Below are 17,000 nucleotides of genomic sequence, written 5' to 3' on the forward strand. Positions count from 1 at the left end.
ATCCTGCTCGATCAAGTTTTCAAGAAATTTGACCTGACTGTTTGGATTTTGACTGAGCAACGAAGCCGACTAAGGATTTTGTTCGCTTTTCTAATGCGCGTGAATAGCGATCATCGGCGTGTCTTGAGAACCTACCTATTGAGAGTGGCGCGGTCCACCGGCCGCCGCGTTCAGCCATGATATCTTCGAAGTCACGATTGGACACCGTGTACCGCAGATAGAACTATGGCGTGCAAAACTGCAACCTTGGGGAATGACAGCCTTTCGACGAGTTCATGCCAAAACCTGTTCGAAAATTTTTCGATCAGTACAAACCTAAGATCACGAAGGCTCGTCGACAAGACTCGAAAGATTGCAACACATCCGTTCTGGTTCAGTGAACAGGAAAGTGACAAGGACGTTGCCTCCTTCAAGGACTGGCTGCTCGGACAGACGCAGAAGCTACCGCCAGCGGTCCCTCGATTTGCCAAACCTGTTAAGGACGTTGCGTGTGATCTGTTCGACTTGGTCGTCCTGCCGGATCAGGCCCGCGACCCATTCGCAGGTCGCAGCGGTGAATATCTCGCCCTTGCCACGCGGCCACGAGATGATCATTCCGTTGCCGCGTTTGCAGGCGTCCAAGGTTTCGGGCGTGACCTCTCCGAAGAGCACCTGCGCTTTGAACGCCGCATCCGCTGACCCGATGTAGAGCGTTTCACCCCAAATACCGTGATCGGCCTCGATATTGGTTGCGAGCCCCATTGCGAGGATGTCGATCTCCGGCACGGCACCATCCGTGCAGGTCGGAAAGGGCAACCCATCCTCGAAACAGTAGTCCAGCCCGTCAACCTCGTAGCCGAAAATCCGCGATCGCGCGCCCAGCACGTCCCCATAACCGAGCCCGGCTCCGTCAAAGGCCCAATGATCGGACCGGTAAATCGTAAAGCCACCCGTACCGCCGCCAACACAGTTGCCAAGTCCGGCATAGACGCCGCGCAGGGCGTTAACCCCGAAGGTCAACGCGCCGGGACGGTTCATTGGGTTTACCTCGAACGCACCCGTGACAAGGTGCTCTTGATCAGTCCCCATCAAAGGGTCCTGATCTGCGATATACTTGTAGCAGACCTGTGTGCGGCCTTCGTCCTCGATCCGGGTCTGCCACAGGAAATTCCCGGCAAACCGCGCGACATGCCCCCCGGAATCGACATAGGCATCGACAGCATCGCGCATATCCGCGCTCCAGTATTCATCGTGGCCAACGAAAACGGCACAGGCATAGCGGTTCAGAAGAGGAGGGTCGCGGTGCAGATCGTGCTGTGTGACCACGTCGAATGCATATCCCTCAGCCTCGGCCCAACGGGCGAAATGACGTTCATAGCTTGCCCAGCCCGCCGAAGCGTATTTCTTGGAATAGCCATAGGCATAGGCCCACTCCATATAGGGATAGCGTACCATCTCGCCGGGCTTGGTCGGCTGTTCGCGCAGCGCACGCGGTGCGCCCTCGGGCAGTTTGCAGAACCCGCGCGTCCATGGCCTCTGTGTGGAGACGATGGGTGAAAATGCATCGCTATTCGGCCCTGTGATACCCTCATAGTGATTGGACCCGCCCCAGCAATTATAGGCCAGCCAGGTGCCCGTTGCACAAACCAGAACATAGGGCGGTGGCGCAGCATCTGGCGCGGTTCTGATTAGAATGACATGGTGTTCCTCAACCACATCATCGCCCTTCCGAGCGCGAAATTTGACCAGATAACCGCCGGGTGCCCAATCATCGGGGATGGTGAAGGCATGGGTCTCGGGCCAGCCGCAGCCCTTGACCGAGCAATCCCGGGGCGTTGGATGATGCGCCCCCGGAAGGCCGCTCTTGGTCAGTAGTGGCTCATAGAGCTGCCCGTCGCGGCCGATCTCAAGCTCCCATTCCGCTGCCGTGGTGGACACGTGCAGTGCAACGCGGTCCCCGGGGGAATAGCTCATTTCGGGGGTGTAGCCCCAGATTTCCAGAACCGCCTCGTCACGCGCCGGGCCGACATAGTAGTTATCAAGGATATGGCGCGCCTTTGCACGGGTGCGCGGCGCGGTCGCTGGTCCGGGGTGGTCCTGTGTCATATGTCTACTCCGGCAAATACTTCTCTGACCAGCTTTCGGCAGCTGCGCTGCTTTCGATCATGTGCTCGATTTCCTCGTTCGTATAGCCTAGCCGTGCGAGGATTTCGCGCGTGTCCTGCCCGTATTTCGGAGCAGGTCCGGGGATCGTGATCGAGGCTTTCTCGGGCCGCACCGCATTGGGCGCGACAAGGTCGACCCACCTCCCCATCGGATGCTGATTATGGCGCACCGCGCGGAAAGTCGCCGTGGATATGTCGATCCTACCGTCGCTTTCGAACTGCAGGCCTGCGTCGCGCGTGTCATGGAGGGAACCAAGAGGCGTGATACCCACCGAGCCGGCGGCAAAGACGTGCATCCAGTCTGTCACCGGTTTTTGCGCAAACCGCTCGGCAAGGGCGGCTTCCAATTCGGTGTCATCCTTTCCGACGAGATCGGACAGATCAGGCACCCGTTTAAGGGCCGCTTCCCGCTCTGTCGGGGCAGCAAAGAACATCCAGCCATCGGCGGCGGCATAACAGCGATAGAACGGCCCCCAACCTCGCACCTCGCGTCCTGAAGGCTCGTCGAACGCTGGACGCCCTTCGAAATCATACATGAATTGCGCCTGGATCATTTCACCTGCAGCGGCCAGTGAGGCGCGGGCAACACCACCTTTGCCGGTCACCCTTAACCGTTCCAGCGCCGCTCCGAGAGCCACGCAGGCACAATGCCCGGTCAGCGCGTCGATCGTGCCGAAATGAGCGTGCTCCTCGGGTGTCTTAGGGCCACCACCAAAGCGGGTCATCACACCTGTCGCGGCTTGCGCGAGGTCGTCATAGCCAAGGTGATCCGATTTCGGCCCCCGACGCGGTCCGCCCCACGCATCAAGCTGCACCATAATGAGCTGCGGATTGAGTTCCTTCAGTCGCGCTTCGCTCAGGCCCAGTGCATCACGTTGCTGATCGGTGCCGTTCGTGGTTATCACGTCGGCCCGCGCCACCATTCGCCATAGCGCCTCTTGCCCCTGTTCCGAGCGCAGATCGAGCAACACGCTTTTCTTGCCTCGCTGCGCATGCAGCCCGAACACCACCGCGTTCCACGGATCGACCGAAGGCTGCACGGGCTGTACCAGCGTGACCTGCGCCCCGAACCGAACCAGTGTAGACCCGATGGTCGGTCCGGCAATAACGTTGGTCAGATCCAGCACCTTCAGCCTGTCAAGCCAGAGGCCTTCGCCATCGCCGCCCATGGGTTTTCGCGGCGTCTCTGCAAGAACGCCGCTCAGCGCATCCCGAAAATCGTCCCGCTGTGGCCCAGCGGTTTTATCCATTGCGCCTGGATCATCGGCCAGCCAAGCGACGTTGCCCATCTGCCGCATCTGACCGTGGCGGGGATCGTCAAACGCGACCACCAGCCCCGAGGTCAACGCATGGGGGTCGGCCAGCCATTCGGCCGTGCTGCGTTGCGCTGTGGCCGGAGCCTTAGCCGCTCCGAAAAGTTCTTCCCATTCATGCGCAGGACGGGTCAGGAAGGCTGCTTTCATAGCATCAGCCAGTCGCCTGCGATCACCTACCCCCACCGGATAGCTGCGCAAAGCCCATTCCGCGGGCCAATCCGCCTGATCGACATAGACATAAAAATCCGGCAATTCCTTCAACAGATCGCCAAGACCGAGAACCTCCAGCACTCTTTGGGGATGGTTCACGATCGAGCAGGATACGATGTAAAACCCTCGTCCATCGGCACAGTTATAGGTGCGGTAGAACGGATCAAGAAATTCGGAGAGCTCGGCAAAGCTCAGGTTGTTGGGCAGGCCTTCGCGCGCGCGCCGCTCCAACTCCAACTCACGCGGAGATTTGTAGCGCTCGGGGTAGCCCTCGATCTGTTCGCAATTGTAAACCAGCCCCTCCAGCAGGGCAGACGCAAGCGGTACTTCGATGTGGTCGCCTCCCGTCCGGGGCCGCGCGGCCAACGCAAATAGGACCGACATCGCGCCGAATGCGGCACCATAGGCCGAGGCCAGTCCCAGCGGGGTAAAGGAAGGGTTGATCCCCATCAGCCGACGGTTCAACCCCATGTCGGTAAATTGCCCAGTGCGCGCCGCGATCACCGCTTCCCAGGCTGCCATCCCGGCGAGCTCGGGATCGGTTGACGCAAAACCGGGCAACGAAAGCGAGACGATGTCGGCGTTCACATGCCTGAGCGCCTCCGGCCCAAGCCCCAGCCGCTCCATCACGCCGGGACGGAAGTTCTCGATCACCACGTCAGCGCGGCGAACCAGATCTAGCGCCGTATTGCGTCCGTCGGCTGTCTTGAGATCAAGCGCGAGCGCACGCTTGCCACGCGATAACATGTCGAAAGCGGGGTCCTGCCACCTGGGTCCACCTGGCGGATCAATGCGGATCACCTCGGCCCCGAGATCGGCCAGCATCATCCCGACCAACGGTCCGGCCAGAAAATGCCCAAAATCAAGGACACGAATGTGGGAAAGCGGGCGGTTCTGCATGGTTACTGGATCCTGTTCCGACGGTTTACCCCCACAAATCTATGAAATTGTCTGGGCGTGTTTCATATTCATCCTGCCAAAAATGAGATCTATTCTGCCAATGCATCCCTTCCACGTCTCTGTTTTCCTGTGCAATGCCTTTTCCAATATGGTGCTTGCATGCCTGCTTGAACCGTTGCGGGTGGTGCGCGATCAAACCGGTGCAGATATCCGCTGGAATATCCTGACGGATGGCGACCGTACCGTAAGCAGTTCCAGCGGTCTGAGCGTTTCGCCGGACATGTCGATTGTAGACTCGCCCAAACCTGATCTGGTCATTATCATAGGTGGCGACGCCTTTCGCGACACCAAAGGCGTGACCGCCGCCCGCAGTCTTGGACAATTTATGCAGAGCGCAACGGTGATTGCAGCCGATACCGGTGCTTGGGTGTTGGCGCGGGGCGGGTTTCTGAACGCTCGGAATGCCACGTTGCACTGGCAGCTTCTTGAGGAATTCGCCGAGGAGTTTCCCGAGGTCAACGTCCTTCCCGATCGCCATGTGCAAGACGACCGTTTCTGGACATGCGGCAGCGCGGCGGCGGCGATTGATCTGATGTTGAAATTCATTCGAGAGCGGTTTGGCGCCTCGGTCGCATTTGATGCCGGTGCAATGTTCCTACACGATAACGCCCGACGGCACGGCGCCTCATATCCCGATCAGGCATTGTCGCAAGCGGTGTCCCCGAAGCTCAAACGTGTCGTTGTGCTCATGTCCGAAACGCTCGAAACGGCGCTGTCTATCCCCGCCCTAGCGGAACAGGCACACATATCTGAACGGTCCTTGCGCCGTCCGTTCTGGGCAGAATTGCAGACGACGCCTGGGCGATACTACTTACTGCTTCGCCTGGCCCGCGCCCGCGAGTTGCTTAGACATAGCGACCTCTCACTCGATCAAATCGCTTTGCGTTGCGGTTTTGCGAGTTCGACCACCCTGACACGCAGCCTGCGCAAGAATTTCGTAACCGATCCGCTTCAGGATCGCCGGGCGAATCTGTGACTATTTCAACCTAAGCTTTGCGAAAATTGCCCTGCAAAAGGCAAGCAACAAATTTTCGGGCTTTGCTGAGCATTGCTTACACTAATCGAAGTGTTCAAAAACGGCCGTTGGGACGATCCCCACGAACCGCAGGGCATTGTCTCTAACCTGCTGTTATAGAGGTTTGTGGTGAAGCCCAGAGGCCCTTAAAGCAGACTTTGAAGCAAACTGTTGTATCCGTCGCGAAGGACGGAAAGTGGCAGTTCGCGCTACTTCATGCCGTACCACATTCAGTACCAAAAAGCTGTCGTCGTTTGATTTAAGGAAAAACGAAACCCTCATTGAATCTGCGAAAAACGTTGATTTCCCAAATTTTCGCGCTTACGGGCGGCTCGCCCTGTTGCACCACAGCACCGTCTTTCAAAACCACAAGGTGATCTTTCAGTTTATGCGCTTCATCCCGATAGTAGGTGAAGAAGATTATGGTTTTGCGCAACTCGTCTTACAACTCTAGCAGCAGATCCTGCATATCCGTGCGGATCAACGGATCCAGCGCCGAGAATGCCTCGTCCAATAGCACAATGTCCGAGTTTGAAATCCATGCATGTGCAATGCCCACGCGTTGTAGCGTCCCGCTAGAAAATTGTGCAGGATAACGCGCCTCATACCCCTTAAGCCCCGCGCGCGCCAACCATTTGCGCGCCCGATCCTCGCAGGTTTGTTAGTCGACATCCTGAATTTGCTATGCCATCGCGGCGTTTTGCAGGACCGTGCCATGGGGCAGCAGGGCGAATTTCTGGAACACCATCGACATCTTCTTTTGTTGCAAACGGCGCAGGTCCGCGGCGAACGGCTATGTTGCGTCTTCGCCATCCAACAGGATCTCGCCCGTTGTGGGTTCGATCAGGCGATTCAGGTGGCGGATCAGTGTCGATTTGTCCGACCCGGACAGGCCCATGAGCACGGTCGTTTCGCCAGCCTGCATATCAACATGGATATCCCGTAGTCCGAGCACGTGCTTGCGGTCGGTCAGAAGGTCGGCCTTGCCCAAACCGGCGCGACCAGGAGCGGTACCAAGACCGACCAAGGCAGAGCGAAAAAAAGGTGGTGCGTTCCGTCAAGTGCCCAGCTGAGCTGTTGGGTCCGCGGATCCAACACCAATTTCAACCCGTCTCGCATCGAAAGAATCAAGTCTTCGATCTCCATGGTCATATCCCGAGTTTGGGCAATCGCTGCATAGCTGTAATGTAGGTTGTCGAGCGACGGGAAGGGGAGCATTTCACTATTTGCGTCCACTTGATCGCCGTCCTATTTGGGCCAACATCTGCGCCATCGAAATCGGCTCGCCTTCTGTATTGGCGTGGCACCAGTCGCGCAGACCAAGTGCGTCGAAAAGCTTGTCATAGAAGGCCATGCGCCCCTCTTGTCTTGGGAAAGGCCTCGCCTTCTACACGGCGAGGTAGTAAGTGTCCGCAGGGGGTTACTTCAACAGCGCGGACAGCTTGCCACGTGCTTCGTCCCTGAGCGAATGCGACCATGTATCGTGATAGTTGATCAAGAAATGGCCGCGGCCCGTTCATAGGACGCGTTGTTTTCATCCTGCCAGGCCAGCACTATCTGGTCGTTGGTAAACGACATCAGCTTGAGGAATTCGACCACCGCGGGTTCGCGCTCCAGGAGGCTGGGGGCAATGCCGGGCACGACCTTGGCGGTGGGACGGGCGGGGCAGTATAGGCGTGGCGCATTCGGGGTCCCCGTTGCAGGAATGCGCGCTCTGATCGAAGGGCGTGGTTTCCACCTGCACCATCGGGTATTTGCCCAGCACCGAAGTTGGCGCCCAGTAGTAACCGAACCAGGGTTCCTTTGCGGCAAATGCCGCAGCGATGGCGGTGGCCAAGGTTTCGCCCGATCCGTGCTGGAACCGGTCAATCCCGTGGCCGGCCATATCCACTGCCTTGGCATTAATCGGGTTCACCGCATCTCACGCCCAACCGGCGGGGCAATCATGGAACTGCCCTCCGACCAGTTGCGGGTGGCCAAGATACCTTCCGGCGTTTTCAATTCGGGATGAGCTTCGGCCAGATAGACGAGGATCCACCAGGCCTCGACGCCGCCATCGGCCAGAACATGGCTAAGCTCGACCAGCAATCCTTTACGGCGCAACTCTTCATAGACCGGCGAGGACTTTGTCCAGAGTTCCGTAAGGATGCCCGGCTCATCGGTTTCCGCAATCGAAGCCATCGCCGGGTTGGTCGAGGATGGTACCGTGTTCACCGTGCAGCCCTAGCCGGTTTCGAGCAGGAACTTGGCAACCGACGTCACAACCGCCGACGAGGCTCAATCCATTTCGGTGATCGACACCTCGTCACAGTCGGCAAAGTCGGACGAGGTCCCAGAGCGGTAAAAAGGGTGGGTGCGGCAAGCATTCTCTTGAAGGTCATTTCGGTCTCCCAGTTATTCGTATCCGGAGGGGCGCAGCGCGGTTTTCCACGCCCTGGGTTGATCCGGTGGCATTCAGGATTGCGCACATTTTAATTCGCAAGATACGTTTTCGCCGCGACCTGAACCTGATCCGTCATATTTTGCAGGTTTCTTGTTCTCCGCCGTCAAAATGGAAAACCTCGCCAGGATTTCCTGACGAGGCGAGAATCGGGAAGCAAATCAGGTCTGGCTTACAGCAGGTCTCTGGCCGTGACGCTTAGGGCTGCGACAAGTGATTTCGGTGGAGTTTTGCACGCATCGATCAAGCGTTTCGCGATCGTTTACCCGCGCGGGTCGTTGATCGCGTCGACCGCCAAAAACGTGTCGACAAGATAGTATCAAAGCGACAACGCCCCGTTGTCAACAGCCCGGTGCACGACCTCGTGGTGGCCCGCCGACAAGCCCACGATTTGGAGCTTGGTGGCATTCTGACCCGACCAGAACCATGGCTTGGCTTTATGGGATGCGCGGCGCCCGAGAATCGTTGCATCAGCCAAATAGTGTTGATTTGCTAGATGCAACGCGCGGAAATGGACCGAGGTCGCCTGCGACAAAATGCGAACCGCCGCTTCCAACAAGGTCACGGGCAGGCCCAGCTTGACCTGCACCCCTGCGGCTTCAAGCTCCAATTAGCCCCGACCGACTACCAGCGCATTGCTCCCCAACTACGCGCGGAACGCAAACGCCTTGGCATCTGCCAAATCGCGCATCGTCAACACGCTGTTCAGGCTCCCCCCTAAGGCATCTGGCAAGCACGGCGGACGTGAACCAGTTGACGGCACAAGATGATCATCGAAGACGGAGCCGTCTGTTTCGGTGCGCACCTGCCTGTTGAACCCGTGTATTTCAACGATACGGCAGCCTGTACGTTGAGTGATGTCATTCTCGCCGCGATAAGCTGCAGGCCGCAGAAACAACCGCTCGCGCGCCATCTCGCCCAGAAGATAGGCCTTGGACAGCGGATGGCGTTGATAGGGCGGCTCGCGCTCCTATCCAATAGGTGTGATCGGCCCTACATGCCCACGCTTGCGCAAGTTAGCGCAGTCCGAAAACCCGGCCTGCCCGGTGCCAATAGCCAAAACGTGGTTCATCAACTAACGCAAACCTGAAATGGCTTTCTGCATCGCCAGGATCAACGCGTCGCGTTTCGCTGACAGCTCGGCGAGGCTTTGCCCGCGTGCCTCGTCGCGCACGCCTTCGATCAAGGTGCGCGAAACATCCTCATCCAGACGCACCTGTCCCAGATCATCCCACCAGCTGTTGAAAGTGTCGGTGAAATGGTCGCAAAACGCCTGAAGCCCGCCTGCGCCCGCGCCCAGGTTGAAAAGCATGGTTGGCCCCATCGCGGCCCAACGCAGGCCGGGTCCTGCCCAGACTGCCTTGTCCACGTCTTCGACGCTCGCCACGCCTTCGACCACCAATGAAATCGCTTCGCGCCAGATTGCGGCTTGCAAGCGGTTCGCGACGTGGCCGTTCTTTTCCTTGTTCACCCGGATGGTAACCTTTCCCACTGCTTCGTAAAACCGTTCGGCCCCGTCCACTGCCGCCGGGTCGGTCAGGTCATTGCCCAGGATTTCCACCAACGGGATCAGGTGGGGCGGATTGAACGGGTGCCCCAGCACGAAGCGTGCGGGATCTTTCCAGCCTCCCTGCATCTGGCTCAGCATCAGGCCCGAGGCGGAACTGGCGACAATGGCCTGCGGGTCCAGAACTGGCTCGATCTCGGCAAAGGTGGCGTGTTTGATGGGCAGGCGTTCAGGCACATTTTCCTGGATGAACGCGGCTCCGGCGACTGCCTTGGCGGCACTGTCGTGAAAGCTGATTGCGTCAGGAGCGCCGTTCTCGGTCAGCCCCAGCTCGGTCAGGGTTGGCCAGGCCATCTCGACATAGTCGCGCACATGCTTTTCCACCTCCGACGCCGGATCGAACACCGCAACCGAACGTCCAGAAGCCAAGAAAAGCGCCGCCCAGCTGGCCCCGATGACACCACCACCAAGGCAGGCCGTATGTGCAAATTCCATCAGAACAATCCCGGGTTGAGGGGCGAGGCAGCAGTCATGCCGCCATCGACCGTGAAACATTCGCCAGACACGTAGGCCGACTGATCCGAGGCCAGCCAACTTACCATGTTGGCAATGTCGGCGGGTTCCCCGAACCGGCCCACCGGGTGGCGGGCCAATGCGTCGGCTATGGCTTTCTCAGGGTCTTTTGCCAGGGCAAACCCGTCCTCGGCCATCTCCGTCATGATCCAGCCCGGGCGGATCGCGTTGCAGCGTACTTTGGGCCCGTGATCAACGGCAATCGAGCGGGTCAGCCCGTGAACAAATGCCTTGGACGCATTGTAAAGCGCCATGCTTGGGTCCGCGACCATGCCGGAGATTGACCCAATATTGATGATGTTGCCGCCATGTTCGGCCATATCCAACAAGGCCAAGCGGCACATGTTGAACACGCCTTTGCAGTTCACGTTCATCACCAGATCCCAATCGTCATCATCGCTGTCGGCCATGGTTTTTTCGACCTGAACGCCGGCGTTGTTGACCAACAAGGTGACGCGACCGAATGCGTTGTTTGCGGCTTTGATCAGCATCGCCGCATCGCCGGTTTTCGACACATCCGCCATGACCCAAACTACCGCTTCCGGCATGTCCTCAGGCCGGGCACCGCGTCCGCATGTGACAACATCAAAACCGTCTGCCAACAGCCGGTCCACAATAGCCCGGCCAATCCCCCGGCTTCCGCCGGTGATAATCGCGCAATTATCCATGGGCGATCATCACATGTCTGACGGCGGTGTAGGCATCGAGTGCAAAGACGCTCATATCACAGCCTGTTCCCGAAGATTTCATCGCTGCCCAGGGCATCTCCGGGGTAGCGACGCCGTGGATATTTACCCAGGTAAATCCGTAACGCAGTTTCGCCGACATCCGCATCACCCGCCCGGTATTGTTGGTCCAAACCGACGAAGCCAGCCCGAACGGCCCGGCATTGGCAACCCGCAGCGCTTCGTCCTCGTCGCTGAACCGCGAGATCGTAACGACGGGGCCGAAGATCTCGTTGCAGAACACTTCCGCATCATGGGGCACATTCGCGAGCACTGTGGGTTCATAGAAGAAGCCTGGGCCGTCGATCATCCTACCACCGGCGACAACCTCGCAAGTATCCCGCGCGCGGTCGACAAAACCGGCCACGGTGTCGCGTTGTCCGGCCGAGATGATCGGGCCCATTTCCGTGCCCTCAGCCTTTTGCGCCCCAACCTTGATCTGCCCAATCTGATCGAGCACAGCGGCGACCACCGTGTCATAGACTGCATCCTGCACCAGCAGGCGGCAGGGTTGCGCGCAATCCTGACCGGCGTTGAAGAACGAGCCATAGCGAACGGTTTCCGCCACCGCGTCGATATCGGCGTCGTCAAAGACGATCACGGGGGCCTTGCCGCCCAGCTCCAAATGCACGTGGCGAATCTGACGAGAGGCCGCTTTCATCGCCTCGACCCCGGTCGCATTGGACCCGGTGATCGAAATCGCCTCGGTGCGCGGGTCGTTGATCATCTGGCTGCCGATCTCGCGGCCCGAACCGTGTAGAACGTTCACGACGCCTTTGGGGGCGATGTCTGCAATCAGCTCGGCGGCCTTCAATGTGGAAAGTGGCGTGAGCTGAGAGGGTTTCAGCGTCACGGGACAGCCCGCCGCCAATGGCGCAGCCAGCTTCCAGGCGGCCATCATCAAAGGGTAGTTCCATGGGGCAATCGCCGCCACCGGTCCAACCGGATCTTTGCGGATCATGCTAGTGTGACCAGCTACGTATTCGCCCGCCGTCACCCCGGTCATAGTGCGCGCGGCACCGGCGAAAAAGCGGAAGGTGTCCAGCGTCAGTGGGGTTTCATCGTTCAGCGCCGAGGGCCAGGGCTTGCCTGCGTCCAGACTTTCCAACTCGGCCAACTCCTCGATATTGGCTTGGAGGACATCGGCGATATTTGTCAGCAGGTGCGACCGTTCCGCCGGGCTGGTCTGCCCGAACGTGTCAAACGCCTCATGCGCACCGGCGGCCGCGGCGTCTGCTTGTTCCGAGGTCGCGGCATTGATGGTGCAAATCTCTTCTCCGGTTGCCGGGTTCAGGACAGGGATCGCTGCCCCGCCTCCTTCAACAAGCTCGCCATTGATCAACATCTTTGTCTGCATGTGCTCCCCTCCTTAGAATGCGACCTGATCGCCGCCTTTCAGACCCAGACGCGCGCGCGCCTCGGCGGGGGTGGCAACCTGAAGCCCCAAATTTTCGACGATTTCCCGAATTTTGCGAACCTGCTGGGCGCTGGACACAGCTTTCTCTCCGGGTCCGATGTATAGGCTGTCTTCCATACCCACCCGCACGTTCCCCCCCAGCAAAGCGCTTTGCGTGGTGAACGGCATCTGGTGGCGACCGGCGGCCAGAACCGACCATTCATAGTCATCGCCAAACAGTTTGTTGGCAATGGTGTGCATGTGCATCAGGTTGTCCAGATCAGCCCCAACCCCGCCCAAGATCCCAAAAACCATCTGCACGAAAATCGGCCCTTCGATCCAACCCTGATCAATGATCCACGCAAGGTTATAAAGGTGGCCCAGGTCATAACATTCGAACTCGAAACGCGTACCGTGCACCTGACCGAGTTCCTTGAGGCAGTATTCGATATCCGCGAAGGTGTTGCGGAATATGAAATCGCGGGTCATGTCCAGGAATTCGGGCTCCCAGTCATGCTTCCAGTTTGAATACTTGTCTTTCATCGGGAAGATACCGAAGTTCATCGACCCGATATTCATGCTTGCCATTTCCGGGCTGGCGACCGTTGCGGCGCGCAGGCGTTCTTCACGAGACATGCCCAACCCACCGCCCGTAGAGACATTCATGACCGCATCTGTCGCCTGCTTGATGCGCGGCAGGAATTCCATGAACAGGTCGGGGTTCGGGTCGGGCTTGCCGGTTTCCGGGTCGCGCGCATGCAGGTGGATGATCGAGGCACCGGCCTCGGCGGCCTCGATGCTGGCGGTTGCGATCTCGCTGGGAGTTATCGGCAGGTGCTCCGACATGGTAGGGGTGTGAATGCCACCTGTAGGGGCGCAGGTGATGATGACGGGCTTGGTCATGTTGTTGGCTCCGCGAAGGTCTTAGGGACAACGAAGAGGCGGCGTTGGTTCTCTGGTACGCCCCAGATCGGCTTTCGCCAAGCCATCTCTCCAAACGCGAAGAGAGGCATCCAAGCGGCGACCTCCGGCTCTTGTGAACGCAACGCTTCTGACATCACAGTCTCATCTGCTGGACTTGCGCAGACAGTCCGCCGTCCAGAACCCAAAGTTGACCGCTCGCATAGCGGGCCTCGTCCGAGGCGAGCCAGTTGACAAGGTTCGCGATATCCTCGGGTGTGCCATAGGTGCGCATCGGGTGTACGTCGCGCACAGCCTGTTGCAGCTCATCAATCGATTTGCCTCCGCCGCCGGACCCGTCGCCGGTAAAGAAACTTTGCAGCATTGGTGTGTCGATATAGCCCGGGCAGATCGCGTTTACGCGGATGCCCTCAGGGCCGTGGTCACAAGCCATGGCGCGGGTCAGCGCATGCACCGCGCCCTTGGTGGCACAATAAGCCGCAAGGCCGGGATCGGCGATGAACCCGTCGTAGCTACCAAAATTGATGATGCTGGCCGAAACGCCGGTTTTCGCCGCCGCGCGCATCAGGGGCAAGGCGTATTTCGATGTCAGGAAGGTTCCGGTGCAGTTTACAGCGAAGCTCTGGTTCCATTCCTCAAGCGTGGTGTCTTCGATGGTCTTCTCGATCTCAATCCCGGCGGCGTTCACCAGAATATCGAGCTTGCCTCCGTCAGCCTCGATCCTCGCCATCGCAGCTTTTACCGCAGCCTCGTCTGCCACGTTCATCGCAACAAAGCGGCTGCCATTATCGTCATGTTTGGTCAATGATCCTTGTGGTGTCAGATCGGCGGTATAGACAATAGCACCTTCGCGCAGAAAGCGCGCGACGATGGCCCGACCAATCCCTCCACGACCACCAGTTACGAGGGCGATTTTTCCCTGTAGTTTCATATCAGTCGTCCTTTTGTGGCGGGAACCGATAACGGCCTGCGGCTTCGGTCCAATCCATATGATTGCGCACATATTGCTGGCTGGCATCAGAGGGTGGGTTGTAATCCCAATGCTCACCAGCATCGGCTTCCATCGCCGCATGAAGCGCGCGGCGGGATTTCTGCGTAGCGATCACATCTGTGCGCAGCTGGTCGCTGTTCCAGCGGGCTCTGACTTCGGCGGCAAAGCCTGCAGCGGCTTCGGCATAGGCTGGATCAGCAGCGACATTCACCTTCTCCAACGGGTCAACCGACAGGTCATAAAGCTGTGGTGGATCGATGTCGCAATGGATGTATTTCAGTGGCCCGCGTCGGATCATGAAGACCGGCCAGGGGGTCATTTCGGCGCAGTATTCACCGATCGCCTCGTCCACCGGGTCGGCTTCACCGCGCGCCAGTGGCATTAGTGATCGGCCGTCGACCGTTTCGCCAAACATTTCCGGGGTGCCGCCTCCGATATCAACAAAGGTGGGCAACAGATCCAGTAGCGAACAGGCATTGGGCGCGCGGCCTTTGGCCACCCCCGGCCCGGCCATGATCAAGGGCACGCGAGCCGAGTGTTCGAAGAAGTTCATCTTGTACCACAGGCCGCGCTCACCCAGCATGTCGCCGTGATCTGCAGTGACAATGATGATGGTGTTGTCCAGCTCGCCAATGTCTTTGAGAGTCTTGACGATCTTGCCTACCTGACTGTCGAAGAAGCTGACATTGGCCAGATAGGCACGGCGCGCGCGCCGGACTTCTTCGTCTGTCAGAGGTACATAGCTGGCTTCGATCCCATCCATGACACGGCGCGAGAACGGGTCTTGGTCTTCAGGTGACAACGTGAACTCGGGCATGTCGACGTCATCATCGTTATAGAGGTCCCACCATTCCGGCTGCGCAACATAGGGATCATGTGGGTGAATGAAACTGGCGACCATACAGAAAGGCGCTTCCGATCCGTGCGCCCGATCGCGCCCGCGATCTATCAGCCAACGGCGCGCGGCAAAGCCGACCTCGTCGTCATAGTCGGTCTGGAAGGTGGCGACGGCCACGCCGCTTTCCTTGACCGTCTGCATGTTGTGGTACCACTTGTCGATGCGCTCATCATGGGACTCCCAATCGGGCGTCCAGGCGAAATCGGACGGGTATATGTCGGTGGTCACCCGATCCTGAAACCCGTGTTTCTGGTCGGGGCCTACAAAGTGCATCTTGCCCGACAGGCAGGTGTGATAGCCCAACGTTTTCAGGTAATGCGCGAATGTTGGCACGCTGGCGCGAAATTCGGAGGCATTGTCGTAGGCGGCGATACGGCTGATCAACTGGCCGGACATGAAGGCGAACCGGGAAGGTGCGCAAAGTGGTGAGTTGCAATAGGCCGCATCAAACCGCATCCCGCGCGCGGCCAGCGCATCGATATGCGGTGTCTTGGCGACCGGGTGGCCATAGGCCCCGCAAAACTGCGGTGCCAATTGGTCGGCCATCACGACGACGATATTTGGTGTTGCTGGCATGATGCTGTTCCTCCTTGCCTGCCAATATGCGGTGACTGCGCGCGTTCAGTCACGGGCGGGGAGGAGGTTGGAACTGCATTCTTTTGGAAAACTGACTCACCTGGCGGCCCTTTTGTATGCGTCCAAAACAAGACCGTGGAAATGGTGCACCGCATGTTCCGACATGCCCGAGCCATCAGGGTCGTTCACGATGCGGCCCGCGTCGAAGGCTGGAGTGTTCATCCCTTTCTGCACGCTTTCAACGATGTTGATGTCTTCAACCTGTAACACTTCGTCCAGATAGCGGATCGTCTCGACCTCGGCCTCGTTGGGCTCCTTGGTCTCAAGGAAGAAGTCATAGGTTTCCAGCGTCCGGTCGGGGCCTGCAGGGATGATGTTGAGGATGATCATCGACGACCGACCTGGATACCGCATGATGCAGGTATTGGGCCATAGCCACCAAACGGCATGGGTTTTCACCGTGGCATTCGACACGTCATAAGCGCTGTTGGTCGTGTTGCCCGCATCTGCCATGTGACTGGAATAGATGCCGTGCGTGGTCACCTTGTAGGTGTCCATATCGACAAGTTCGCAAAAATCCTTGTGAGCGGTCGGACAGTGGTAACACTCCAGGAAATTGTCGACCACGTTCTTCCAGTTGGACTTGATGTCATAGGTCAGTCGATGAGCAAATGTCAGCTCTTCGATATCCGGCGCCCAGTGGCGGATTTCGGTTTCCAGATCGCCGGACAGCTCCGACAGGGGTGAGGCCTCTCGATCCAGGTTTACATAAACAAACCCACAAAATTCCTCTACCTGCACCTCATCCAGACAAATCTCTTTGGGCTCGAATCCATTCAGATTCTCGGTATGCGGGGCACGCACCAGCTGTCCATCCAACTTGTAAACCCAGGCGTGATAAGGGCACATGATGCGGGTCGTATTACCTTCGCCCGACAAAAGCTGATGGGCGCGGTGTTTGCAGACATTGTAAAACGCGCGCAGAATGCCTTCCCGATCACGTACCACAGCTATCGGCTGACCAGCGATCTCGATCGTGACAAAGCTGCCTGGTTTGCGCAGCTTTTCGACATGGCAGACCCATTGCCACGTCTTGGCGATGATCTCGCGTAGGTCCACAGCGTGCCAGGCTGGATCCGTATAGGCCTCGGCCCGCAGCGAAAACGAACTGGATGGGTTTTCGTGATAGCCCTTGGAGATATCCGCGAATTGCTGGGACGTTGGCTGTTCAGTCATTGCGGGCGTCTCCTGTGAACAAAACCCTGCCGAGTGACTCGGTCAGAGGTATAGGATCGCGTCTCTCACACATGATCAATGTGCACAGATCG

The 17,000-nt window shown here is 58.5% G+C and carries 14 protein-coding genes and 1 pseudogene; 1 reads left to right on the forward strand and 14 read right to left on the reverse strand.

What is annotated here, in order from left to right:
• Positions 1-441: 441 nt before the first annotated feature.
• Together ACRZ95_RS16760 and ACRZ95_RS16765 are read right to left on the reverse strand one after the other, a co-directional pair.
• Positions 442-2,085 carry a N,N-dimethylformamidase beta subunit family domain-containing protein gene (locus tag ACRZ95_RS16760; RefSeq protein WP_170680065.1) on the reverse strand — a complete coding sequence of 548 codons (1,644 nt, stop codon included), beginning with the start codon at positions 2,083-2,085 and terminating at the stop codon, positions 442-444.
• A gap of 4 nt (positions 2,086-2,089) precedes the next feature.
• Positions 2,090-4,570: a CoA transferase gene (locus ACRZ95_RS16765; protein ID WP_170680064.1), complete on the reverse strand. Its 2,481-nt coding sequence runs from the start codon at positions 4,568-4,570 to the stop codon at positions 2,090-2,092.
• Between the two features lie 100 nt (positions 4,571-4,670).
• Between ACRZ95_RS16765 and ACRZ95_RS16770 the strand changes: the two genes are divergently transcribed.
• The gene (locus ACRZ95_RS16770; RefSeq protein ID WP_480555255.1) at positions 4,671-5,606 is read left to right on the forward strand and encodes a GlxA family transcriptional regulator; all 936 of its coding nucleotides are present in this window, start codon (positions 4,671-4,673) and stop codon (positions 5,604-5,606) included.
• A 367-nt stretch (positions 5,607-5,973) separates the two neighbouring features.
• Here the strand turns inward: ACRZ95_RS16770 and ACRZ95_RS16775 are convergent.
• From ACRZ95_RS16775 to ACRZ95_RS16830, 12 genes and pseudogenes are all read right to left on the reverse strand, one after another.
• A pseudogene (locus ACRZ95_RS16775) lies at positions 5,974-6,645 on the reverse strand (ATP-binding cassette domain-containing protein); the annotation flags it as partial.
• Between the two features lie 222 nt (positions 6,646-6,867).
• Entirely contained in the window at positions 6,868-6,999 is a 132-nt protein-coding gene (locus ACRZ95_RS16780) for a hypothetical protein (protein ID WP_480555257.1), read from the reverse strand.
• Positions 7,000-7,179: 180 nt separating this feature from the next.
• Positions 7,180-7,560 (reverse strand): glycine betaine ABC transporter substrate-binding protein, encoded by a 381-nt coding sequence (locus ACRZ95_RS16785; RefSeq protein ID WP_480555259.1) that lies wholly within the window; start codon positions 7,558-7,560, stop codon positions 7,180-7,182.
• A complete protein-coding gene (locus tag ACRZ95_RS16790; RefSeq protein WP_480555261.1) occupies positions 7,557-7,859 on the reverse strand; it encodes a hypothetical protein in 303 nt (100 codons plus the stop codon). Before ACRZ95_RS16790 ends, ACRZ95_RS16785 begins: the two co-directional genes overlap by 4 nt.
• Positions 7,860-8,404: 545 nt before the next feature.
• Entirely contained in the window at positions 8,405-8,695 is a 291-nt protein-coding gene (locus ACRZ95_RS16795; protein WP_480555263.1) for an oxidoreductase C-terminal domain-containing protein, read from the reverse strand.
• Positions 8,696-9,160: 465 nt separating this feature from the next.
• Entirely contained in the window at positions 9,161-10,087 is a 927-nt protein-coding gene (locus ACRZ95_RS16800; protein WP_170680062.1) for a 3-hydroxyacyl-CoA dehydrogenase NAD-binding domain-containing protein, read from the reverse strand.
• Positions 10,087-10,833 carry an SDR family oxidoreductase gene (locus ACRZ95_RS16805; RefSeq protein ID WP_170680061.1) on the reverse strand — a complete coding sequence of 249 codons (747 nt, stop codon included), beginning with the start codon at positions 10,831-10,833 and terminating at the stop codon, positions 10,087-10,089. Before ACRZ95_RS16805 ends, ACRZ95_RS16800 begins: the two co-directional genes overlap by 1 nt.
• Complete coding sequence (locus ACRZ95_RS16810) at positions 10,826-12,247, reverse strand: aminobutyraldehyde dehydrogenase (protein WP_170680060.1); 1,422 nt, start codon at positions 12,245-12,247, stop codon at positions 10,826-10,828. The genes ACRZ95_RS16805 and ACRZ95_RS16810 overlap by 8 nt, the downstream gene beginning before the upstream one ends.
• 12 nt (positions 12,248-12,259) lie before the next feature.
• On the reverse strand, positions 12,260-13,189 hold the full coding sequence (gene kce, locus ACRZ95_RS16815) for a 3,5-dioxohexanoate:acetyl-CoA acetone transferase (RefSeq protein ID WP_170680058.1): 930 nt from the start codon (positions 13,187-13,189) through the stop codon (positions 12,260-12,262).
• A gap of 154 nt (positions 13,190-13,343) precedes the next feature.
• Positions 13,344-14,138: an SDR family oxidoreductase gene (locus ACRZ95_RS16820; protein ID WP_170680056.1), complete on the reverse strand. Its 795-nt coding sequence runs from the start codon at positions 14,136-14,138 to the stop codon at positions 13,344-13,346.
• A gap of 1 nt (position 14,139) precedes the next feature.
• Positions 14,140-15,672, reverse strand: coding sequence for a choline-sulfatase (gene betC / locus ACRZ95_RS16825; RefSeq protein WP_480555266.1), 1,533 nt, complete (start codon positions 15,670-15,672; stop codon positions 14,140-14,142).
• 96 nt (positions 15,673-15,768) lie between these two features.
• Positions 15,769-16,908: a ring-hydroxylating oxygenase subunit alpha gene (locus tag ACRZ95_RS16830; protein ID WP_170473975.1), complete on the reverse strand. Its 1,140-nt coding sequence runs from the start codon at positions 16,906-16,908 to the stop codon at positions 15,769-15,771.
• Between the last annotated feature and the right edge of the window lie 92 nt (positions 16,909-17,000).

The organism is Ruegeria sp. AI3 (assembly GCF_056541245.1).